Raw genomic sequence first — 21,978 nt, 5'->3', positions numbered from 1 at the left:
AAGCAACATGCAAATTGACGGATTTCCTATTTTCGAATATGCTTACTTTAAGTAAAATGTACAAAGACTGTGCAGGGAAAGAAACTAAAAACGATTGTATGAGAGAAAGGAGAAAAAAGTGAAGGAGCAGACAAAAGGAAGAGTTACGATACCTACAGACGTTGACGTTGTGCCGGAGACACTGGAGCTGGTAGAGCGCTGGGGAGCCGATGCTATCCGTGACTGTGACGGGACGGATTATCCGGAAGAGCTGAAGAACGTGGACGCGAAGGTTTACTCCACATATTACACAACAAGAAAGGACAATGCATGGGCCAAGGCCAATCCGGACGAGATCCAGCAGATGTACATCATGACGCCGTTCTACACAGCGGTGGAGAGCGAGCTTTCCATCCACCTGATGAACCATCTCTACCCGGATATGCTGAAAGTGAACGACCATGATGATATCACCAGATGGTGGGAAGTCATCGACCGCACCACAGGGGAAGTCGTGCCGGTGGAAAAATGGAGCTATGACGGGGAGACCGGGGATGTGACCATCCATGACGCAGCGGCCTTCCACGACTACACAGTCAGCTTCCTGGCCTACATTATGTGGGATCCGGTCCATATGTACAATGCAGTGACAAACGGCTGGACCAATTTTGAGAAGCAGATCACTTTTGACGTGCGCCAGCCAAAGACAAAGGCTTACTCCATGGAGCGTCTGCGCAGGTTCATCGCGGAGAACCCTCACGTGGATGTGATCCGCTACACCACTTTCTTCCACCAGTTCACATTGATCTTTGATGAGCTGGCCAGGGAGAAATATGTAGACTGGTACGGATATTCCGCATCTGTGAGCCCCTACATCCTGGAGCAGTTTGAGAAGGAAGTGGGCTACAAGTTCCGTCCCGAGTACATCATCGACCAGGGCTACATGAACAACACCTACCGCATCCCCTCCAGGGAATTCCGGGATTTCCAGGATTTCCAGAGAAGAGAAGTGACAAAGCTGGCAAAAGAGATGGTGGACATCACCCACGAGTGCGGCAAGGAAGCCATGATGTTCCTGGGCGACCACTGGATCGGCATGGAGCCTTTCATGGACGAGTTCAAGAATGTTGGGATTGACGCGGTTGTAGGAAGCGTTGGAAATGGATCTACCCTGCGTCTGATCAGCGATATCAAGGGCGTGAAGTACACAGAGGGACGTCTTCTTCCCTACTTCTTCCCGGATACATTCCACGAGGGAGGAGACCCGGTGAAGGAGGCGAAGATCAACTGGGTGACAGCAAGGCGCGCCATCCTGAGAAGCCCTATCGATCGGATCGGCTACGGCGGATACCTGAAGCTGGCTATGCAGTTCCCGGATTTTATCGACTATGTGGAGAGCGTGTGCCAGGAGTTCCGCACACTGTACGACAACATTAAGGGAACCACTCCCTACTGCGTGAAGAAAGTGGCGGTCCTGAACTGCTGGGGTAAAATGAGAGCATGGGGCAACCACATGGTGCACCACGCCATCTACTATAAGCAGAACTACTCCTACGCAGGCATCATCGAGGCCCTCAGCGGAGCGCCGTTCGATGTGAAGTGGATCAGCTTTGACGATATCCGCAGCAACCCGGAGATACTGGATGACATTGACGTGATCCTGAACGTGGGCGATGCAGATACAGCCTACACCGGAGGAGAGAACTGGACAGACGAGAAGATCATCACTGCTGTAAAGAAATTTATTTACAACGGCGGCGGTTTCATCGGTGTCGGCGAGCCGGCAGCGCACCAGCATGAAGGACATTTCTTCCAGCTGGCCACAGTCATGGGCGTGGAGGAAGAGAATGGCTTTACTCTGAATGTGGACAAATATAACTGGGATGAGCACGAGCATTTCATCACAGAGGACTGCAAAGGCGACATCGATTTCGGTGAAGGAAAGAAAAATATTTACGCTTACGAGGGAACTACGATCCTGAAGCAGAATGACAAAGAAGTACAGCTGGCTGTCAATGACTTTGGCAAGGGACGCAGCGTCTACATCAGCGGACTTCCCTACAGCTTTGAGAACAGCCGTCTCCTGTACCGCTCCATCCTGTGGGCATCCCACGATGAGGGCGAGCTGCACAAATGGTTCAGCACCAACTACAATGTGGAAGTGCATGCCTATGTGAAGAACGGAAAGTACTGCGTTGTAAACAATACCTACGAGCCCCAGAGCACGACTGTGTACAAGGGAGACGGCACAAGTTTTGACCTTGACCTGGAGGCAAACGGTATCTACTGGTACGAGATTTAAAAAGAAAAAGATGAAAAAGATATAAAGGAGAAACAAAGATGAGAGAGCTTCAGCTTCTCATCAAGCCAGTCTCCTCTGCCTGTGACCTGGACTGCACTTACTGCTTTTACAAGGATGAGGCAGCAAACCGCGCTGTGGGCGATCATGGGAAAATGAGCCGGGAGACCATGCGCGCGGTTGTGGACAAGGCACTGGCGGCATCGCAGACCTGCGTGTTCGGCTTTCAGGGGGGAGAGCCGACACTCGCAGGTCTGTCCTTTTTTGAAGACTTTACAGCATATGTGGAGGAGAGAAAAAGGCCGGATCAGGAGGCGGTGTACACCATACAGACAAACGGGAACAGGCTGGATGAGAGATGGTTTGAGTTTTTGAAAGAAAAAAATTTCCTTGTGGGACTTTCCCTGGACGGTGTCCGGAAGACCCATGACGAGAACAGGAAGGACCGGGCGGGAGAGGGAACCTTTTCCAGGGTTTTTGCCTGCGCGGAGCGTATGCGTGAACTGGGGATCCCCTTCCATGTGCTCTGCGTGCTGAATGCCCAGACAGCCCCCCGGATCGGAGCCATCTACCGGTTTTTCATGCGGAAGGGCTTTGACCATCAGCAGTACATCCCCTGCCTGGATCCCCTGGGCACAGTGCGGGGTGAGGCGTCCTTCTCCCTGACCCCCACAATGTACGGGGAGGCTCTGGGGACCCTCTTTGACCTATGGTGTCAGGACAGGATGGCGGGGCGTCCGGTGTACATCCGGCAGTTTGAAAACTATGTGGCCATGCTCCGGGGCGGACAGCCGGAGGCCTGCAGCATGTACGGCAGATGCAGCATGCAGAACGTGGTGGAGAGCGACGGGACCGTCTATCCCTGTGACTTTTACGCGCTGGACGCATGGCAGATGGGAAATCTGAAAGATCCGGATACGGACTTTGTGAAACTGCAGAAGATAGCGGCGGAAGAGGCCGGGAGTAAGAGACATCCTTTTTTCAAGGAGGCGGACAGGCGGGACGACAGATGCCGGGCCTGCAGATGGTATCCTCTGTGCCGGGGCGGCTGCCGCAGGGACTGCTTCCCGGAAGAGGGCAAGATGAGAAATTATTACTGTGAGACGTACCAGAAGTTCTTTGCGGAATCCATAGGACGGCTGGAGTACATGGCGGGGCATCTTGTTTAGATGCCCCCTCCTGCGTTTGAACGGCTGCCGTCGGCGTGCTGCTGCCGGTACTTGATGGGCGTCATGCCGTACTTTTTGCGGAAAGCCTGGGTAAAGTAGGACTGAGAAGAAAAGCCCACCGTAGACGATATGGAAGAGATGGAGTGGTCCGTGTCCTTCAGCAGTGTGCAGGCAGCTTCCATCCGCCGCTGGTTCAGGTACTGGATGGGTGACTGGCCGGTGTACTTGGCGAAAGAGTGAGCCATGTAGTACTTGTTCATGTGGGTCAGCTCTGTCAGCGTGTCCAGCGTGATGGGATCTGAGTAGTTGATGTCCAGATACTCTTTGATCCGGGCGCACTCCTTTGTCATGTAGGTGGAGGTGATGGGCACCGGGATCACGTGCTGATAGCGGACGATGCGCAGGATCAGGATCTCCAGCAGATCCTGGCAGATCTTGTCAGAACCGTAGGAGGGATTCCTCACCTCGTAGAGCATCTGCGCAAAGAGGTCTGCGATCAGAGACTTATTGCTGAAATTACAGAAGACCTGTACGCAGGTTTTTTTGTTTGCCGGCTGGAAGGAGATGCCCTCCACTCCGATGACATAGTACTCCAGTGGAGTGCCCTTGATAGACTGTTCCGTGTGTTCCATGTATGGGGGGATGATGACCAGGTCCCCCGTTCGGATATGATACTTTTCGTCGTGGAAGAGGAAGTTCCCCTCCCCGTTTACCACGAAGAAAAGCTCGGTGAAATGATGTGTGTGGAAAACGCTCTGCCAGTCCTTTTCGTCCTTGGACAGAGAAACGGACAGAAGACGGGCATTCAGCTTGTCAATGTTTGTGGGCTTGATAGCGTATTGTCTGTGACTCATAGGTCCTCTCCTCTGCTCAGATGTTTCGGGTGTGCTCCATTGTCTCCGGATAGGGCCTGCCGGGAATCAGGACTTTTCCGTCTGTAAATCCTTCAGGCCGGTCTTTCAGGGACTCGATCAGGCAGGACCGGAGAAAGGAAATCCTTTCTTTTGCTGTGCTTTCGTTTATCAGATCCGTCAGTTCATGGGGATCTTCCCTCAGGTTAAAATACTGTTCCCGACCTGTGGCGGAGTGCCAGATGTACTTGTCAGTCTCCGTGACGATCCAGTGGTTGGAGAAATCTCCGTAGGAGTGCTCTCCGTGAAGCCATGGCCGTACGGACCCGGAGGGATCGGACAGGAGGGGCAGAAGATCTTTGCCGTCCACGGAGTCCGGGATATCGGCCCCTGCCGCAGAAAGGAGGGTGGGCATCACGTCCCTGAGTTCCACCACGCCGTGGCACACGCTGGAAGGCTTAAGATCCAGATGGACATTTTTGCCGGCCCAGACAAAGAAGGGAACACGGCAGCTTCCCTCGTAGGGGCGGGATTTCCGGAACATGTGGTGGTCGCAGAGCTCTTCCCCGTGGTCTGAGGTGAAGAGGATGATGGTGTCATCATACACTTCCTGCTCCACAAGAGCCATGATGAGCCTGCCGATCTGGTGGTCCAGGTGGGTGATGCAGGCGTAGTAGCCGATCTGTGCCTGGCGGATCAGCTCTTTGTCAGCCGGGCCAGTCTTGGAGTCAAAGATACGCCCTTCCCGGCGGAGATACTCATCGCTCTCCCAGGTGCCCACAAAAGGCGGACGCAGATCCTTGTCCCGGTACAGGTCGAAATAGTACTGGGGGGCATCAAAAGGCGGGTGGGGCCGCAGGTAGGAGGCCATCAGGAAGAAGGGCTGGTCCGGATCTCTCCTGCGGAGAAAATCCAGACACCGGTCTGTCACCCAGTTGGTGGGGTGGTACTTTTCCTCGTGGGTCCAGGGGCGCGCCACCCAGCTGTTGCAGTCAATGCCTGTGTCCGTCACATCGGCATCGGCGCCCAGCTCCTTTTTCAGCCAGTAGAAATAGTCGTCCGCCACAAGCTGTGACTCCCGGTATGGCACGTTTCCGTACCTGGCCGCATGGAGGTAGCCGTCGTGGAGATCGACATTGTTGAAGCCCAGATAGTTGCGCAGGGGATGGACATGCATCTTTCCCACACACTGGGTGTAGTAACCGGCCTTTGTGAGCTCGCCTGCCAGGGTGTGCTCATACCGCCAGGGGATGCTGTCCTCGTATCCCACACGGCCGTGGTGGCTCTGTTCCATGCCGGTGTGGAGGGCGGCGCGGGCGGCGATGCAGCTTGGGCAGGCGCTGTAGGCCCGGTCAAAGGCAACGCCCCGGGAGGCCAGGGTGTCCAGGTAGGGAGTCTTTACGTCCGGGTGTCCCGCATAGCCCAGAGCATCGCCGCGGAGCTGGTCTGTCATAAGTAAAATAATATTTGGTTGTCTCATAATCTCTCCTTCATCTCGCAAATACAAATCTTATGGGAAATTATATCTACCATAATACATTCCCGGGGGAAAAGCAAGCGGGTGGGGCGAATGCAGGAGAGATTTTCTGTGGCTGAAAAGAGAAAAACAGAGTATAATGTAGGGACAATGTGCGGCGTACGCCGCATTCTGAGGAGATTATCAAAAGACAGAATAGAAGGGAGAAAAGAAAATGGGTATGGTATTTATATTTTTTGCAGTCAGCATCCTGTCCTGCACGGCAGGGTCCATCTGCGGGATCGGAGGGGGCGTTATTATTAAGCCGGTGCTGGATGCCACAGGGATCATGGGGGTGAGCAGCATCAGCTTTCTGTCGGGGTGCACAGTGCTTGCCATGTCCCTTGTGTCTGTCTGGAAAAATCTGCGGGCCGGGACGGCGAAGATGGATGTGGGGATCTCTACGGCCCTGGCTGTGGGAGCGGCGGCCGGCGGTGTGGCCGGGAAGGCTATGTTCCAGAGCCTGAAAAACGCAGTGGGGGATGAAAACCTTGTGGGCATGACCCAGGCGCTGGTCCTCATCGTGATCACGCTGGGCACGCTGGTCTACACGATCTGCAAGGAGAAGATCCGCACAAAACACTGCCGCCAGATCTGGCTCTGTGTGCTGATCGGCCTTGTGCTGGGGATCATGTCCAGCTTCCTGGGGATCGGGGGAGGTCCCATCAATCTGGTGGTGCTCGGGTACTTCTTTTCTATGTCCACCAAGGAGGCGGCTCTTTCTTCCCTCTACATCATCCTGTTCTCACAGATTACCAGCTTTGTGCAGACCTGTGTGACAGGGACGATCCCGGATGTGGAGCTGGTCTACCTGGTCTTCATGATCATAGGAGGCGTCCTGGGAGGAACCATCGGGAGCAGGATCAACAAGAAGATCAGCGAGAAAGGTGTGGACAGGCTCTTTATCTTTCTCATGGCGGTGATCGTTGTAATCAATATCTACAATGCGATAAAATTTGGAGTGGCTGCCTTCTAGGCAGCCACTCCTTTTATAAATTCTGCTCTATTTTTTGGACAGATCTGTGTATTCCTGGAAGGGGATGGTCAGCAGACCGTCCTGGATCTGAATGGGGAGGATACTGTAGCCGGATTCCTTCAGGTTCTCGGGTTTCCAGTGATCCAGCATAAGATAGTGCGCACCGTCTTTCTCGAAAATGTAGGTGCTCTGTCCGAAGAAAGTCTGGCGGGCATGCTCGCCCACGCAGGGATTGTCGATCAGTTTCCAGCCGGACAGGACCGTGGGGGATGTGGCGAAGAGGGCGTTGTTTGGATCCCAGCCTGTACAGCCGGAGGTGATCATGTAGTATACGCCGTCTTTCTCAAAAAGGGCCGGAGCCTCCCGCTCCTGCTCGACAAAAGCTTTTCCGTACACGCCGTCCACATCCAGATAGTCATCTGTGAGCCTGGAGATGCGCAGGGTCTTGTTCCAGTCGGAACTGTGGATCAGGTAGGCCTTCCCGTCCCGGTCGCAGAAGAGAGTCATATCCCGGCAGTCTGAGCGGTTGGGACGGATCCCGCGGACATAGCGGAAGGGCCCGGTGGGAGTGTCAGAGACGGCGATGCCGGCTCTGGCGTCTGTGTAGTCGGCAGAGTCCAGATGGAACCACATGACAAATTTGCCGGTCTTTTTATTGTACAGAACTTTGGGGCGCTCCCCCACTCTGTCTTTGTAGAGGTCGTGTCCCGGTTCGCCGGAGGCTTCCAGGGCCAGCCCCTCGTATGTCCAGTTCATGCAGTCCGGCGAGGAGTAGCAGGAAATGCCGATAAAATCCACCCGGATATCGCCTGAGGGTGCGATGGATGTGGCGCCGTTCTTGTTTTCGCCGTACCAGTAGTACATCCCTTCGTGCTCCAGAATCATGCCGCCGTGGGCCTGGATCAGTTCTCCGTTTGTGTCGTACCATGTAGAGCCGTTTTTGTTCATTGCAGATCTCCTTTGCTTTTTTTGTGTTGAATTCGTATATAAACCATGATAAAACATTAGTCACAGGGCAAGGCCCTTTGCCCCATCATCTTAATATACTTGCACTGCAAAAGCAAGTGAAAAGAAAAGGAGAAGACTATGAGAATTAAGATCAGAGGAACCGAGGACCGCACAGGAGGTCTGCAGATACAGCCGATCCGCGACATACTGGAGGAGAGAGGACACGAGACGGCAAAAGACGGGATAGAGGGAGATCTCTGCATCCATTTTACAAGAACTGACGAGAAGGGATACAGCGTCGCAAAGGCGGGGAGAGATGTGTATATTTCCTGGCATACGCGCCCCGAGGCTTTCCGGGCGCTGGGAAAGGCCCTGGAACATGCGGGGAAAGAGAAGTGGAGAGAGGAGAACAAAGGAACGCAGGGGAACACAGGACTTATGTTTGACTGCTCAAGAAACGGCGTCCTCAAGGTGGAGGCGGTCAAGGAGATGATCCGCCAGGCGGCTCTCATGGGACTGAACTGGCTGCTCCTCTACACGGAGGACACCTACGAGGTGGAGGGATATCCCTGCTTCGGCGCCCTCAGGGGCAGGTATACGAAGGAGGAGATCCGGGAGTGCGATGCCTACGCGGCGCAGTTCGGCATTGAGATGATCCCCTGCATCCAGACGCTGGCTCACCTGCGTACAGCCCTGCGTTGGCCGGCCATGGAAAAATACAGGGACGATGCGGACATCCTGCTGGCTGAGGAGGAGAGGACCTACCGGCTGATCGATGCCATGCTGGCCTCTGTCAAGGATATGTACCGATCAAAGAGGATCCACCTGGGCATGGACGAGGCGTTCTACCTGGGCTACGGAAACTACCGGAGGATCCACGGGGAAGTGAAGCAGGGAGAGCTGATCCGCAGGCATCTGGACAGGGTGATGGAGATCTGTGAAAAATACGGCCTGGAGCCCATGATCTGGAGCGATATGTTCTTTGTGACGCCGGGAGGCGGAGACTATTACAATGTGCCTGCAGACTATGAGTGGCCGGACAGCGAGAAGCCGGACCGGAGAGTCACTCTTGTATACTGGGACTATGAGGGACATGATGAGGACAGATACACAAGAATGGCTACGCTCCACAAAAAACTGACAGATCAGGTGTGCTTTGCCGGGGGAGCCTGGATCTGGAACGGGCTTGCGCCCAACTATGCCCAGGCCATGGACGCCACGAAGAAGGCTTTTCTCGGCCTGGAGGACACGGGCGTGACAGACAGCTTCTGCACCCTCTGGCTGGACAACGGGGCTGAGACGCCCATGCGGGCCGGGCTTCCTATGGCAGCTTTCTACAGCAGATGTGCCTACGGCGAGTCCACAGATCCGGAGGAGATGGAAAGCTGGTTTAAGATGCTCTGCGGCGAGTCCTACCAGGATATGCTCCTCTTTGACAGGTTGGACCATATACCGGGAACTGGCGTGTACAATGAGGGATTCGCCAACCCCTCCAAGCAGATCTTCTATCAGGATCCCCTGACCGGCGTCTTCGACGGGCAGTATGCGGGAACGGGGCTGGATGTGTATTACGCGGAGACGGCAAAGCTGTTGAAAAAGGCACAGAAGCGTGCGGGTAAACTGGAAAAAATGTTCCGGTATTACAGACTTCTGGCCAGCATCGACGCCGGGAAGTGCGAGCTGGGAGTGAAGATCCGCAGCGCCTACCTGTCCGGTGACAGAGACACCCTGGCAAGGATCGCAGACAAGGAGATGCCGGATCTCAGGAAGAAAGTGCAGAAAATGCACACGCTGAGAGAGCAGATGTGGCAGGAGGAGTTCAAGCCCAACGGCTATGAGGTGATGGATGTGCGCATGGCCGGCGTGGAGATCAGGCTGAAGTCCGCCCGCAGGCGTATCCTGGATTATCTGGACGGAAAGATCCCATCCCTGCCGGAGCTTGAGGAGGAGAGACTCCCTTATTTCACCAATGAAGAGGGAAAAAATGCGTCCGGAAAGTGCAATTTGTGGGAAAATATCGTAAGTGCGGCGAACATCTGCGGCGTGTAATTGTGTAAAATGTAGTGAATGTTGACGAAAAACATTTATTTTTGTAAATAGAATGCACAAAAAAAGCAAGAACTATAAAAAAGGAGCAAAAGAAAGATAGAAACGGCTAAAGGGGATAGCTATAATACAGATATAAGCTGACAGACGGCTTAGAGGTTCATAGGCAGTAAATTGCGGACAGGAGGAGACATGGACGGAAGGAAGATTTATTACGTCAGCACCCTGCGGGGGGATGACAACAACGATGGCTTGTCAGAGGAGACACCTTTTCGGAGCCTGAGAAAAGTAGCCGGACAGAAAAGAGAGCCGGGTGATATGATCCTTCTGGAGCGGGGCTCCGTCTTCCAGGAAGAGTACCTCCACATATACGAGGGAGGCACCAGGGAGCATCCTGTTGTAGTAGATGCGTATGGACAGGGAGAGATGCCGGTGATAGCGGCAGAGGGAAGCGGCCTTTGGTATCAGAACTACGGAGCGCCTCTCGACAGCCCGGCCCACGTGTGGAAAGGGTATGTATCATCTGCAGTGCTTCTCTACGATGCGGAGTACATCACGGTGCGGAACATTGAGATCACCAACAGCACCCTCCGGGAGGGAGAGGTGTACAACCAGGGGGATCTGATGAACCGGACAGGCGTCAGCATTGTGGCAAAGGACAGAGGAACCCTTCACGGGATTGAGCTGGATAACCTGTATGTCCACGATGTAGACGGGAATGTATATGACAAGCATCTGAACAACGGCGGCATTTATGCCAGTGCCCTGGCGCCGGCCGACGAGAGCCGGACGGGAGTTGCCAGATACGATGGCCTTCACATCCACCACTGCCGGGTAGAGCGGTGCAGAAGATGGGGGATCGCAGCCGGATATACCTACCAGCATGGCAGGTTTACCACGCTGGAGCTGCCGGACGAAGTGGTCAGAACATACGGTTCTGTCAATGTAGTTATTGAGCACAACCGCATCCGGGAGATCGGAGGAGACGCCATCACTCCCATGTACTGCTTCAGGCCACTGGTACAGTACAATGTATCAGAACATGTGGCCCTCGATATGAACGAGGATGTGTACACCGAGGCAGGAGAGCGGGGAGGCATGGTCGCGGCGGCCATATGGCCCTGGAAATGCAAGACAGCGCTCTTCCAGTACAACGAAGCGTCGCACACACACTTCAACCAGGACGGGGAAGCCTGGGACGCGGACTCGGGGGACGGCACCATCTACCAGTACAACTACAGTCACGACAACGAGGGCGGATGTGTCATGTTCTGCGAGGGAGAGAGTGTCAACAACATTTTCCGCTATAACATCAGCGTCAATGACGGCATAGAGAGATCGGGAGTCGTCACTCCGGTGCGAAACATAGACGCGCACATTCACAACAACATATTCATTATACAGGAAAGCGTTCCTTTTATCCGGACCAACATGTCCGAGGGCGGAATGCTGGTAGAGAATAATCTTATTATAAATGCAGGGGATGAGGCCAGGACAGAGGACTGGCATCACCAGACTGAGAAAGCGCAGTACTGCGGAAATCTGTACGGCAACTACGCCAACATCCCGGAAGATGACCGGGAGGCAAAGGACGCGCAGAGTGCAGATGTTGAAAAATGGATAAAAGGGGAAGCCGGACTGGACTTCTATGAAGAGCATACCGGTGTCCGTCCTTATATCGGGGCCTGCTTTGCCCGAACCAAAAAGCAGAACTAAAAACCCTATATTTTAAGGAAGGTGAGGTAACATTATGAAAAAGAAAATTGTGAGTGTATTACTTACAACAGCCATGGTTGCAACACTGGCAGCAGGATGCGGATCTTCCGACAGCGGAAGCTCTGATTCAGGCTCCAGCGACAGCGGCAAGGAGATGACCTACTGGTCCATGTGGAACTCCACAGAGCCCCAGGCAAAAGTCATCCAGGAAGCAGCAGATGCTTACGAGGAGGAGACAGGCATCCACATCAATATCGAGTGGAAGGGCCGTGATATGAAGACTCTCATCGGTACAGCTCTTGAGGCCGGCGAGGACATCGACCTCTTCGACGACGACTATATGCGTACTATAAGAAACACACAGGAGTATCTGACAGACCTTTCCACACTGGAGGGAGAGGAAGAGTTTGAGAGCCATGTAATGCCTGTTATCCTTGACAAGGCTAAATCATGGGGAGATGGAAAGCTCTACGCAGTACCTTATCAGGTATACACAACAGGTGTATGGTATGACAAGGCTATGTTCGAGGAAGCTGGCGTGACAGATGTTCCGACAACATGGGATGAGTTCCTGGATGTATGCCAGAAGGTTAAAGATGCAGGATACAACCCGATCACATGTAACTCCGACTCTGCAACACTGATCTATGGCTTCCAGCTGGCAAGATACATCGGACAGGACGCAGTTCTTGAGTGCTTCAACAACGGCGCATGGACAACTGTTCCGGAGGCTAAGAAGGCTGCAGAGGATATCGCTACATTAGTAGAAAAAGGATTCTTCTCACCCAACGCTCCGGCACAGTATCCGGATGGACAGAACGAGATCGGCTTCGGCGAGAGCTGCATGGTCCTGAACGCATCCTGGATCCCGAACGAGATCCTTCAGAACACAGGTACAGAGGTAGACTTTGGCTTCTTCCCGTGGCCGTCAGTTGAGGGCGGTGTAGACGGAGCTGAGGCATCCATGGTTGGTGCACAGGGCTTTGGTATCGTTAAAGAGAGCGATATGCAGCAGGAAGCTTTTGACTTCGCAACAATGATCGCTACAGGCGACTATGACCTTGAGATGGCTTCTTCCGTTAACTCTATCCCTGCTGATACAGAGAACACAGAGTGGCCGGATGCAATCTCCGCGGCAGAGCCTTACTTCAAGGAAATGACAAAGGCTTACGACTGGGCAGTTGGTCTTGAGTCAAACGCTGACTTTACACCTGTTATTACTGAGAACGTAGTAAAACTGATCCAGGGCAACATCACTCCGGATGATTTCGTTCAGGCATTAGCTGATGCTCAGTAATTAATCTGGAATTACACCGGTATGGCAGGCAGATGCTGTCTGCCATACCGCTTTTTGTTAGCACTACAGAAAACAATCTGAGAGAAAGGGGGACATCTTCTTGAAACAGAATAAGAAAATGATCGTCTGCTTTCTGACTCCGGCGCTGCTCTTCTTCATCATCATGTTCCTGTACCCTATCATCCGTACAGTCATCATGAGCTTCTTTAATGTGGAAGGCGTCAGCGACCCGATGAGCGAGTGGAGCTTTAACGGTCTGGGGAATTATGAAAAGCTGTTGGGGACAAAGCTTTTCCAGACATCTATGGTCAACATGATCAAGATTTACGTCATTGGCGGTATCGCTGTCATGATCATCGCACTTCTCTTCGCTGTCATCCTGACAAGCGGTGTGCGGGCGAAAGCATTCTGGCGTGCGGTCATCTATGTACCCAACATTATCAACGCGGTTGCTATCTCCACTATGTGGATCCAGTACGTGTTCAACAAACGATTCGGTCTTCTTCACAGCTTCTTTGAGGCTCTGGGACTGGAAGAACTGGCAAAGATCGACTACATGAACGGATCGTGGAAGTTCTGGTCGTTGCTGATTGCCTTCTGCTTCGGCTCGGTGGGCTATTTCATGCTGATATTCATCAGTGGTATTGAGAGGATCCCGGCGGACTACTACGAGGCTGCCACTATCGACGGAGCGAACAAGCTGAAACAGTTCGGCTTCATCACTATGCCGCTGATCAAGGGCGTGTTCAAGACATGTATGACATTCTGGACCATCAGCATTGTCGGCTTCTTCGTGTGGTCACAGATGTGGGCATCACCGATGCCGTCCGACAACGCGACTATCACTCCGGTTGTGTACATGTACAACGCTGTGTTCGGCACAACAGGAAGTACAGCCCGTGATGCCGGCGTGGGCGCTGCGGTAGGTATCCTGATGGCGCTGATCGTGCTTGTCGTATTCGGACTTGTCAACGTGCTTGTCAAAGACGACGACCTGGAATTCTAAGAGAGGAGGATGGCTTTTATGTTTGGAAAAAAGAAAGAAAAAGAAAAAAAGGTCAGAGAGCCGTTTAATCCTCGCAAAGAAGTGAAACTGATTCCCGGTTATCTTATTGTAGGCATCTGGGTGTTCTTCACGATCTTCCTTCTGGTGTGGATCCTGGCAGCCAGCTTTTCCACAGCTCCGGAGATCATGCAGGGCAAGGTCTTCAAGTTTGAGAGCGGCTTTCATTTTGAAAACTATATCAATGCATGGAATGCAAACAGTATTTCCACGTTCTTCATGAACTCACTGCTGTATGCTGTTGCAACCATGGTAGGCGCGGTTGTTATCAGTGCGCCGGCAGCCTATGTACTTTCAAGATTCACATTCCTCGGAAATAAGCCGATCCGGTCCGGTTTCCTCATTGCCATGAGTATCCCGAACATCATGATCGTACTTCCGCTGATGTCCATCTCCATTCAGCTTGGCATCAACGGCTCCAGAGGACTGCTTATCTTCCTGTACATAGGAATGCAGATCCCGTACACAACCACATTCCTGATGACCTTCTTCCAGAACCTGTCCAGGACATACGAGGAGGCGGCAGCCATCGACGGATGTACGCCCATGATGACATTCTGGAGGATCATGTTCCCGCTGGCTCAGCCGGGTATTGTTACGGTCAGCATTTTCATCTTCATGAATATCTGGAATGAGTACTTTATCTCACTGATCTTTGCATCGTCCTCGGATATCATGCCTGTAGGACCCGGACTTAAGAGTGTACTTTCGTCCATGCAGTACACAGGAGACTGGGGCGGCCTGTTCGCAGCCGTTGTCATCGTCTTCCTGCCCACGCTGCTGCTGTATGTCTTCCTGTCAGAGAAGATCATCTCCGGTGTTACCGGCGGCGGTATCAAAGGTTAAGAGTGTATCCGGCCTGAGGCCAGATAAAAAAACAGGAGCGCTGCCTCGTTATCGTTATCCGATAGGGGGCAGCGCCTCTTTTTTTCTCAACACTTAAGCTGTGACAATAATGTTGTGGACCATCAGGTGGTAAACATGAATATGACGGACGGATCGACCGTCAGCTTTACAATGTGCGGATTTACGGCAGACTGCTCCAGATATGCAAAGCTTATGGGCACAAAAGGGCAGATCATTGCCGACATGGGGGCTAACACAATAGAAGTGACTCCGTTCGGGAAGGACGCGGAGCTGATCGATGTCTCCAGGATGGCAGAGGACTTCTCAGGACATGGAGGAGGAGACAGGGGCCTGGTGAGCGCGTTCCTGGATTTTGTCACCGGCGAGCAGTCAGAGGATGACACGATTTCTTCTGTAGAGCGCTCTCTGGAGAGCCACTACATTGCGCTGGCGGCGGAGGAGTCCAGACGGAACGGGGGCGCTGTGATCCGGATGGAGCAGGTGCGGAAATAAAAAACAGAAAAGCAGGCAGAACAAAAGAGGGGGTACCTCTGTGGCGACAGCGCCACGGAGGTACCCCCTGTTTTATTCATTTTTTACAGGTCTGGGCATTGGCCCGTATTTCTCCAGGAGATGGGCCCGGCTTCCGGCCCGGCAGTACTGTCCGGTGCCGGTGACACCCTCTTTTCTGGCATCCAGGTCCGGGTCTGAATAGCGAAGGAACCACTCTTCCATCTGGCGGCGCATGGCTACAATGCGATCTTCCTGGGCCGGATCATGGAACAGGTTCTCAGTCTCATCCGGGTCCTCGGTCAGGTGGTAGAACTCATTGGGGCCGTAGGGGTAACGAAGAACCAGCTTCCACTCTTTGTCCCGGATCATCCGGACAGGGCCGTACTCGTCAAATACGACTACAGGGCGGCTGCTTTCCAGCTCTGGATCCTCCAGCCATCGGGCAAAACTGTGGCCCGGGATTTCCTGTTTTGTGTTCACAGGGCAGCCGGCCAGATGGCACAGAGTGGGCAGGATGTCGTAGTGGCTGAACAGCTCACTGCACACAGCCCCTTTCGCGAAATGCCCCGGCCAGGAGGCGATGAAAGGCACCTTTACAGAACTGTCGTACATATTTTGCGGGAAAGTCCCGTTTCCCTTGCCCCAGATGCCGTGCTGTCCCAGGTTCATGCCGTTGTCGGAGGTGAAGATAACGATGGTGTCGTCTGCAATCCCCAGCTCATCCAGGCGGTCCATCAGACGCCCGATCTGGTGATCCATGGCTGTGATGGCGGCGTAGTAGCCCCGCAGTAATTCCTTGCGGCGCTCACCCTGGCCGTGGGGGCAGGTGAAGACCTGCCAGGGGTGGTAGGGAAGGTCAGGAGTGGCATTGAAATCACAGTCCCTGTACAGATCCAGATATTCCTTCTTGTGATCCGTCTCCTCCCACGGGCTGTGGGGAGCAGTGAAGTGGACGCTCAGATAAAAAGGCGCGTCTTCCTTTGAGAACCTGTCCAGGCACTCCAGCGCGTTTTCGCCGATGAGGTCTGTGATGTATCCTTCCTTTTCGGAGAGGACCCCGTCCTCGATGGTCTCAGGGTTGAAGTATCTGACGCCGCCCCCGCCGATGGTGTACCAGTGGGAAAAACCGTGCTGGGGCGTCATGCTGTCTCCCATATGCCATTTGCCTGAGAGGGCGCAGCGGTAGCCGCCTGACGCCAGGATGTCTGTGTAGGCGGTGAGGTGATCCGTGTACTGGATGGGAATAGTCTCGTGGGGCATATATTCTAAACTTTCCCTGGATAGGGAGGCTCTGTCCATGCTGCCGCCGTCCAGCCAGTCAAGAATGCCGTGGCAGGAGGGCATAGTTCCGGTAAGGATGGAAGCGCGGGCCGGTGAGCAGACCGGTGAGGCACAGAAAAAGTTGTCAAATTTTACACCCCTCTGGGCAAGTCTGTCCAGATTGGGGGTGTGGATGTCTGTGTTCCCGGCGTTCCTCATGGCCCAGTGCCCCATGTCATCGGCCAGCAGGAACAGAATGTTTGGCTGTTTCATAGTATGTTATGTCCTTTCTTAAAATGTATTAATAGGCTATGCATGTTATTATACTCTCTGGAATGCGGAATGGCAAAAATTTTCTGTATATTTTTGAGGGCTATCCGCTTTTTTTATACTATGTGGTAACAGGAGGGTGTATAATGTGATTACAACCAGGAAATGAAGCGACAAAAGAGGAGACGGGCATGGGGACAGAGGAGAGAAAGGTGAGAGAAATACGGGACGAGAAGAGAAACAATGTTTACGGGACAGCTGTGAGACGGGCTGTGGCGGGCATTGTCCTTTTCGCTGCGGCGTTTCTTCTTCTGTTTGCCGCCTCAGTATCCGGAGAGTTTGCCCAGTGGTACACGCTTCACGTCTACTCCTTTTTTGTGGCTACACTGGGTCGTTTTTTTGGCATATTCGCCTTCTCTGCGTCTGAGTTTATGCTGTATGTGCTGATCGCCTTTCTTGTGTGGCAGATCATAAAGACTGTGTACAGATGCCGGCGGGGAAAGAATGTGAGAGAGCCCCTGGCAGCCTTTTTCTCAGGGATCTTTCTGGCGGCCGGGATCTTATTCTTTCTCTATGCCGCTTTCTGCGGCGTGAACTATCACAGGAGCTCCTTCGCGCAGGAGACGGGGCTTACGTGGGAGGGGGCCACGGTGGAGGAACTGGAGGCAGTCTGTGAGGAGCTGACATCGGCGGTGAACCGGACAGGGCAGCAGGTAAAGCGGGATGAAAACGGGATCATGGTGCTGACAGAGGATGTGTCTGTCCACGCTGTGCGGGCAATGGAAAAGCTGGCACTGGAATACCCCTGCCTGGAGGGCTGCTATCCGCAGCCCAATGGCCTGGAATTTTCCTGGATCCTGTCCGTCCAGCAGCTGACAGGGATTTACTCGCCCTTTACGATAGAGGCAAATTACAATACGGATATGGTTGCCTATAACATTCCTTTTACAGCCTGCCATGAGCTGGCTCACCTGCGAGGATTCATGCAGGAGCAGGAAGCGAATTTTATAGGATATCTGGCCAGCACCCGGGCAGACAGCCTGGAGTTTAACTACAGCGGCTATATGCTGGGGTGGATCTACTGTACAAATGCGCTCTATGATGTGGATCCGGATGCCTACGAGGAAGTGCGAAGTGAGCTGTCGGAGGAAGCGGAGGCGGACCTGGAAGCCAACAGCAGGTTCTGGGCGAAGTATGACACGCCGGTGGCCGAGGTGTCGGACCAGATCAACGACAGTTATCTGAAGGCCAACGGGCAGGAGGACGGAGTAGCCAGCTATGACCGGATGGTGGAGATGATCCTTACATATTACAGAGAAGAAGGACATTTATAAAAAATACAGGAGGGATGACAGATGGAGACAGGAACAAGACTTACCGTGAGGGCCTACCACATATCCTCGTTGGAATACGGGGAAGAAAACCGGGTCACACTGGACGGGCATATGACAGTGTGTCCGTCTGTGGCGGAAAAGATCCGGGAGAAGGAACCGCTGATCAAGGACATTTCGATCCGGATCATCCGGCCCGACGAGCATGACCAGCACACCAACACGGTGATGGACGTTATCCCTCTCTCCGCGAAAGTGCTTGGAAAGGTGGGAGAGGGGATTACCCACACGTTGACGGGGGTGTATGTGATCCTGACAGGGGTGGATGAGGCCGGCCGGCAGGTGTGCAATTTTGGCGCCAGCGATGGGATCCTGCGGGACAAGATCGCGTGGGGCAGGCCCGGGACTCCCCTGGAGAGTGACCTTTTGATCTCCTTTGACGTGGTGCTGCGGGAGGGGACCTGGGCGGACCGGCCCGGTCCGGAGGCGATCCACAGAGCCTGCGATGTGTTCTGCCAGATCTTCCGGGAACAGATGAAGAAATTCAACGGGTACAAGTGCACGGAAAAGCACGTGTTCCAGGAGACCTATGAGCCGGGCCGCAAGGATGTGGTGATCGTCAAGGAAGTCTCCGGGCAGGGGGCTGTGTACGACACGAGGCTGTTTGGAAATGAGCCCTGCGGCTACGAGGGCGGACGCTCTGTCATTGATATGGGATGGATGCCGGTGGTGGTGACGCCCAACGAATTCCGTGACGGCATTATGCACGCAATGGACTAGGCGGGAGACCCTGGCGGAAAGGAGAGGAGACTATGGGTATAGGTACAAGCATGAAAGAGACCACGCTCCACTATTACAGAGATCCTCTGGTGGAGGTGCTGTCGGAGGACAGGGACGTCAACCTGAGGGGGATCGTGATTGTAGGATCCCCGGATAAGAACGAAGACAAATATCTTTCGGCGGAGAGAGTGGGTGTCTCACTGGAATGTATGCGGGTGGACGGCGCCATTTTCTCCTGCAATGGGATCGGGAATAATCATGTGGATTTTGCGCATGCTATTGAGGAGACGGAAAAGCGGGGCGTCCCCACGGCAGTCTTAAGCCAGTGCCCTGCAAAGGACTTTGTAGTCCAAAACGACCACCTGGACGGCGTGATCTGCTATTACAAAGCGCTGGACAGGATGGATCAGCCGGGAGATGAGACGAAAATGCTGGCAGAAAATACTGTGACAGAGACGGACGCCAGAAAAGCGCTTGCGCTTTTAAAACTGAAAATGCGCAAGTGGGAGGAAAAGGGATAAAAATAAAAAAATGCCTTGCAATTTACAGCGGAGTGTGATACGATATCTCACAGTCAGCTTGAGAGAGCTGACTGTCTATATCGTATCTGGCTCCGTGGTCAAGAGGTTAAGACATCGCCCTTTCACGGCGGTAACACGGGTTCGATTCCCGTCGGAGTCATGTATCAGGCGCAGTAGCCAAGTGGTAAGGCACAGGTCTGCAACACCTCGATTCACCGGTTCAAATCCGGTCTGCGCCTTTCAAATTTAAAGTGCTTCAAACTCTTTGTTTATAAGAGCTTGAAGCACTTTAAATTTGAGAAGAAGTTGTACGATTTTGTGTCAGGACAGGAAACGGGATACTTACTGCTTTACAATATTTCTTTTTTCTGTAGATAGTTGGTAATAAATTCATGAAATGTTTGAGCTTTTTGAACTTGTTCCTCAGCATCCTGGCGGGAAGCAACGAAAAAATCTTCGTAGTCAGCATGTTCACGCATTTCAGAAGATGTTCGGATGATCTTCGATGCTTCTTTAGAAAAATCGCCTGTCTTAACATGGTATTGATTAAAATGGGCAATGACACCGCTATGCTTGCTGCTGTCAAATTCATCCAGGACATTTACTGCGCGCATACCGTGAAAAATAGAATAATAGGATCGGTTAAGAGCAAGCTTATATTTACCGGTTTCCAACATTGCTTTTGCGTTTTCTAGTTCTTCAGAGGATCTTTCATACCGGTATCTTGATAAATCTTTTATGCTGCCGGCCATAATACAATCCCTTCCTTTTTCACGTTTTTATAAAATGGCATTACATTTTCCCACTCTGCAAATTTATCATGATCAATAAGGAGCACGGAAAGGACTTTGTCATATTCTAATTCCAAGTCTACGACAAGATCTGTCATCTGTTCGTGCATCTCTTTGGTATATGATCTGACCAGGACAGCGATGTCAATATCTGATTCTTCTGTCTGAGTTCCTCTTGCCACAGAGCCATAGAGGATGATACTTGTAATTGAATCCTGAAAAATACGGACAAGTCCGGGGATTAATTTTTTCAGCAGATTTGTGTAATTTTCCATGGTGTGCCTCCTTTCTCCTGTTTGAAGTTATTGTACCTTATTTTAAGGACGAAATCAATCAAGTGAGAAAAGTTGAAGGAGCGGCATACAGAATTCAGGCGGAGAATTATGCTATCAGTTTCTTCTGCGTCCATTTTCCGCGGAAATAGCAGATGGCTCCGGCTGCGGATACAAGGATCCATGTGAGCCCCTCGGCCAGCCAGATTCCCCACTGTCCGATAAAGGGAATGGAGGTGAGAAGGAAGGCGCACCCCATTCTGCCAACGACTTCCAGGATCCCGCTGACAAGGGCGAACCCTGCGTTCCCGGCTCCGTTCAGAATGCCGCGGAAGACGTAGAGGAGTCCCCAGAAGACAAAAAACAGACTGATCAGCTTCAGGGCCTGGGCGCCGGTCTCAATGACCTGCCGGTCGGCCACAAACCATCCCATGAACATGTGACCACACAGGTACATGACAAGGACCATGAGGAGCGAAAATCCTACAGTGATCTGAATGCAGCACCGGGTGCCGGCGCGGACCCTGTCTGTGTTCCCTGCTCCCAGGTTCTGGGCTGTGTAGTTGGACAGGGCCGTGTTGGCGGCTATGTAGATCTGATTTACCAGATTTTCAATGCGGTTGGTGGCAGTGAAGACAGCCATGATCATGGTGCCGAAGGAGTTGATGACACTCTGGAGCATGACGCAGGAGAAGGCAATCATGGCGTTCTGCAGCGCCAGGGGGAGTCCGATGTGCATCATCCGCCGTATCAGGCCTGTATCCGGACGGAATTCCTCTTTTTTAATATGAAAATACGAGTTTGTCTTCAGGGAGAAGACAAGGCAGGCGCAGGCGGAGGAGAACTGGGCAATGGCCGTCGCCAGGGCGGCGCCCGCAACACCCATGTGGAATACCGTGACAAAGAGCAGGTCCAGCCCCACATTTAAAAGAGCGGCCAGAGCCAGAAAGATCAGAGGCGTCCGGCTGTCTCCCAGCGCTCTGAGGATGGAGGAGATGCCGTTGTAAAAGGCGACGGCCACGATCCCTCCGCTGGTGATCTGGAAATAGACGGCAGCATCCTGCATGATCTCCTCCGGTGTGCCAAGGAAGGTGAGAATTGGTCTGGCAAGCGTAAGGCCGATCAGTGTCAGCAAAATAGAAGCTGCCAGCAGGATGTACACAGAGCAGGCAATGCCTTTGCGCACTGTGCTGCCGTCACCAGCGCCGAAATACTGGGAGATCACGATCCCGATTCCGGCAGAAAGCCCGAGAAAAAGGGAAAACAGCAAATAGATAACAGAGGAGCAGGCGCCGATGGAAGCAAGGGCGTCCGCGCCGACAAATTTCCCCACGATAATGGAGTCCGCCATGGTGTAAAACTGCTGGAACAGACTTCCGATAAGAAGGGGAATAGAAAAAGACAGAAGAAGCTTGAACGGAGATCCTTTTGTCATATCCTGCATAAAGTTCATAGTAGATCATATCCTTTCCACGTGTTTTAAAAATATAAGTCCATTTGGATATTCCGCAAAAAATATATTATATGGAAGATA

The 21,978-nt window shown here is 52.9% G+C and carries 19 protein-coding genes and 2 tRNA genes; 14 read left to right on the top strand and 7 right to left on the bottom strand.

The features are described from left to right. Positions 1 to 118: 118 nt before the first annotated feature. Together gnpA and FGQ86_RS07720 are read left to right on the top strand one after the other, a co-directional pair. On the top strand, positions 119 to 2,281 hold the full coding sequence (gnpA, locus tag FGQ86_RS07725) for a 1,3-beta-galactosyl-N-acetylhexosamine phosphorylase (RefSeq protein WP_076781144.1): 2,163 nt from the start codon (positions 119 to 121) through the stop codon (positions 2,279 to 2,281). 38 nt (positions 2,282 to 2,319) lie between these two features. Continuing rightward, entirely contained in the window at positions 2,320 to 3,447 is a 1,128-nt protein-coding gene (locus FGQ86_RS07720; RefSeq protein WP_138303374.1) for a radical SAM protein, read from the top strand. Here the strand turns inward: FGQ86_RS07720 and FGQ86_RS07715 are convergent. Then, a complete protein-coding gene (locus FGQ86_RS07715; RefSeq protein ID WP_138303373.1) occupies positions 3,444 to 4,301 on the bottom strand; it encodes an AraC family transcriptional regulator in 858 nt (285 codons plus the stop codon). The two genes, FGQ86_RS07720 and FGQ86_RS07715, sit on opposite strands and share 4 nt — an antisense overlap. A gap of 16 nt (positions 4,302 to 4,317) precedes the next feature. Then, on the bottom strand, positions 4,318 to 5,778 hold the full coding sequence (locus tag FGQ86_RS07710) for an arylsulfatase (RefSeq protein ID WP_033125820.1): 1,461 nt from the start codon (positions 5,776 to 5,778) through the stop codon (positions 4,318 to 4,320). Positions 5,779 to 5,989: 211 nt separating this feature from the next. On the opposite strand from FGQ86_RS07710, the gene FGQ86_RS07705 reads away from it, so the two are divergent. Next, positions 5,990 to 6,790, top strand: a complete 801-nt coding sequence (locus FGQ86_RS07705) for a sulfite exporter TauE/SafE family protein (protein ID WP_330391207.1) — start codon at positions 5,990 to 5,992, stop codon at positions 6,788 to 6,790. A gap of 27 nt (positions 6,791 to 6,817) precedes the next feature. On the opposite strand, the gene FGQ86_RS07700 is transcribed toward FGQ86_RS07705, so the two are convergent. Then, positions 6,818 to 7,738 (bottom strand): glycoside hydrolase family 43 protein, encoded by a 921-nt coding sequence (locus FGQ86_RS07700; RefSeq protein ID WP_138303372.1) that lies wholly within the window; start codon positions 7,736 to 7,738, stop codon positions 6,818 to 6,820. A gap of 138 nt (positions 7,739 to 7,876) precedes the next feature. Between FGQ86_RS07700 and FGQ86_RS07695 the strand changes: the two genes are divergently transcribed. From FGQ86_RS07695 to FGQ86_RS07670, 6 genes are all read left to right on the top strand, one after another. After that, positions 7,877 to 9,787, top strand: a complete 1,911-nt coding sequence (locus tag FGQ86_RS07695) for a beta-N-acetylhexosaminidase (RefSeq protein ID WP_138303371.1) — start codon at positions 7,877 to 7,879, stop codon at positions 9,785 to 9,787. 189 nt (positions 9,788 to 9,976) lie between these two features. Further along, positions 9,977 to 11,500, top strand: a complete 1,524-nt coding sequence (locus FGQ86_RS07690; protein ID WP_195639064.1) for a polyhydroxyalkanoate depolymerase — start codon at positions 9,977 to 9,979, stop codon at positions 11,498 to 11,500. A gap of 34 nt (positions 11,501 to 11,534) precedes the next feature. Beyond that, positions 11,535 to 12,797, top strand: a complete 1,263-nt coding sequence (locus tag FGQ86_RS07685) for an extracellular solute-binding protein (RefSeq protein ID WP_138303370.1) — start codon at positions 11,535 to 11,537, stop codon at positions 12,795 to 12,797. Positions 12,798 to 12,897: 100 nt separating this feature from the next. After that, positions 12,898 to 13,803: a sugar ABC transporter permease gene (locus FGQ86_RS07680; RefSeq protein WP_138303369.1), complete on the top strand. Its 906-nt coding sequence runs from the start codon at positions 12,898 to 12,900 to the stop codon at positions 13,801 to 13,803. A 9-nt stretch (positions 13,804 to 13,812) separates the two neighbouring features. Continuing rightward, complete coding sequence (locus FGQ86_RS07675) at positions 13,813 to 14,706, top strand: carbohydrate ABC transporter permease (RefSeq protein WP_033125825.1); 894 nt, start codon at positions 13,813 to 13,815, stop codon at positions 14,704 to 14,706. Between the two features lie 141 nt (positions 14,707 to 14,847). Continuing rightward, entirely contained in the window at positions 14,848 to 15,219 is a 372-nt protein-coding gene (locus FGQ86_RS07670) for a hypothetical protein (RefSeq protein WP_243127192.1), read from the top strand. 72 nt (positions 15,220 to 15,291) lie between these two features. Here FGQ86_RS07670 and FGQ86_RS07665 read toward each other — a convergent pair whose 3' ends face one another. Then, a complete protein-coding gene (locus FGQ86_RS07665) occupies positions 15,292 to 16,752 on the bottom strand; it encodes a sulfatase-like hydrolase/transferase (protein WP_138303368.1) in 1,461 nt (486 codons plus the stop codon). Positions 16,753 to 16,940: 188 nt separating this feature from the next. Between FGQ86_RS07665 and FGQ86_RS07660 the strand changes: the two genes are divergently transcribed. From FGQ86_RS07660 to FGQ86_RS07640, 5 genes are all read left to right on the top strand, one after another. Next, positions 16,941 to 18,083 (top strand): DUF3810 domain-containing protein, encoded by a 1,143-nt coding sequence (locus FGQ86_RS07660; protein WP_138303367.1) that lies wholly within the window; start codon positions 16,941 to 16,943, stop codon positions 18,081 to 18,083. Positions 18,084 to 18,104: 21 nt separating this feature from the next. Beyond that, complete coding sequence (gene prdD / locus FGQ86_RS07655) at positions 18,105 to 18,860, top strand: proline reductase cluster protein PrdD (protein WP_033126203.1); 756 nt, start codon at positions 18,105 to 18,107, stop codon at positions 18,858 to 18,860. A gap of 32 nt (positions 18,861 to 18,892) precedes the next feature. Continuing rightward, a complete protein-coding gene (locus FGQ86_RS07650; RefSeq protein ID WP_033126204.1) occupies positions 18,893 to 19,381 on the top strand; it encodes a glycine/sarcosine/betaine reductase component B subunit in 489 nt (162 codons plus the stop codon). A gap of 88 nt (positions 19,382 to 19,469) precedes the next feature. Next, positions 19,470 to 19,541: transfer RNA gene (locus FGQ86_RS07645), tRNA-Glu, on the top strand. Positions 19,542 to 19,548: 7 nt separating this feature from the next. Further along, positions 19,549 to 19,620: transfer RNA gene (locus tag FGQ86_RS07640), tRNA-Cys, on the top strand. A gap of 111 nt (positions 19,621 to 19,731) precedes the next feature. Here the strand turns inward: FGQ86_RS07640 and FGQ86_RS07635 are convergent. The 3 genes from FGQ86_RS07635 to FGQ86_RS07625 all read right to left on the bottom strand — a co-directional run bounded on the left by FGQ86_RS07635 (position 19,732) and on the right by FGQ86_RS07625 (position 21,897). Next, entirely contained in the window at positions 19,732 to 20,133 is a 402-nt protein-coding gene (locus FGQ86_RS07635) for a HEPN domain-containing protein (RefSeq protein ID WP_076780231.1), read from the bottom strand. Continuing rightward, the gene (locus FGQ86_RS07630; protein WP_033126205.1) at positions 20,118 to 20,447 is read right to left on the bottom strand and encodes a nucleotidyltransferase domain-containing protein; all 330 of its coding nucleotides are present in this window, start codon (positions 20,445 to 20,447) and stop codon (positions 20,118 to 20,120) included. Before FGQ86_RS07630 ends, FGQ86_RS07635 begins: the two co-directional genes overlap by 16 nt. A 106-nt stretch (positions 20,448 to 20,553) precedes the next feature. Beyond that, positions 20,554 to 21,897: an MATE family efflux transporter gene (locus FGQ86_RS07625; RefSeq protein ID WP_033126206.1), complete on the bottom strand. Its 1,344-nt coding sequence runs from the start codon at positions 21,895 to 21,897 to the stop codon at positions 20,554 to 20,556. Between the last annotated feature and the right edge of the window lie 81 nt (positions 21,898 to 21,978).

It is taken from the genome of Clostridium sp. BSD2780061688st1 H5 (assembly GCF_005845155.1).
In the GTDB taxonomy this organism is placed as follows: Bacteria; Bacillota; Clostridia; order Lachnospirales; family Lachnospiraceae; genus Claveliimonas; species Claveliimonas intestinigallinarum.
The sequence above is the reverse complement of the archived record's forward strand: the minus strand, read 5'-3'. Positions and strand labels throughout refer to the sequence as shown.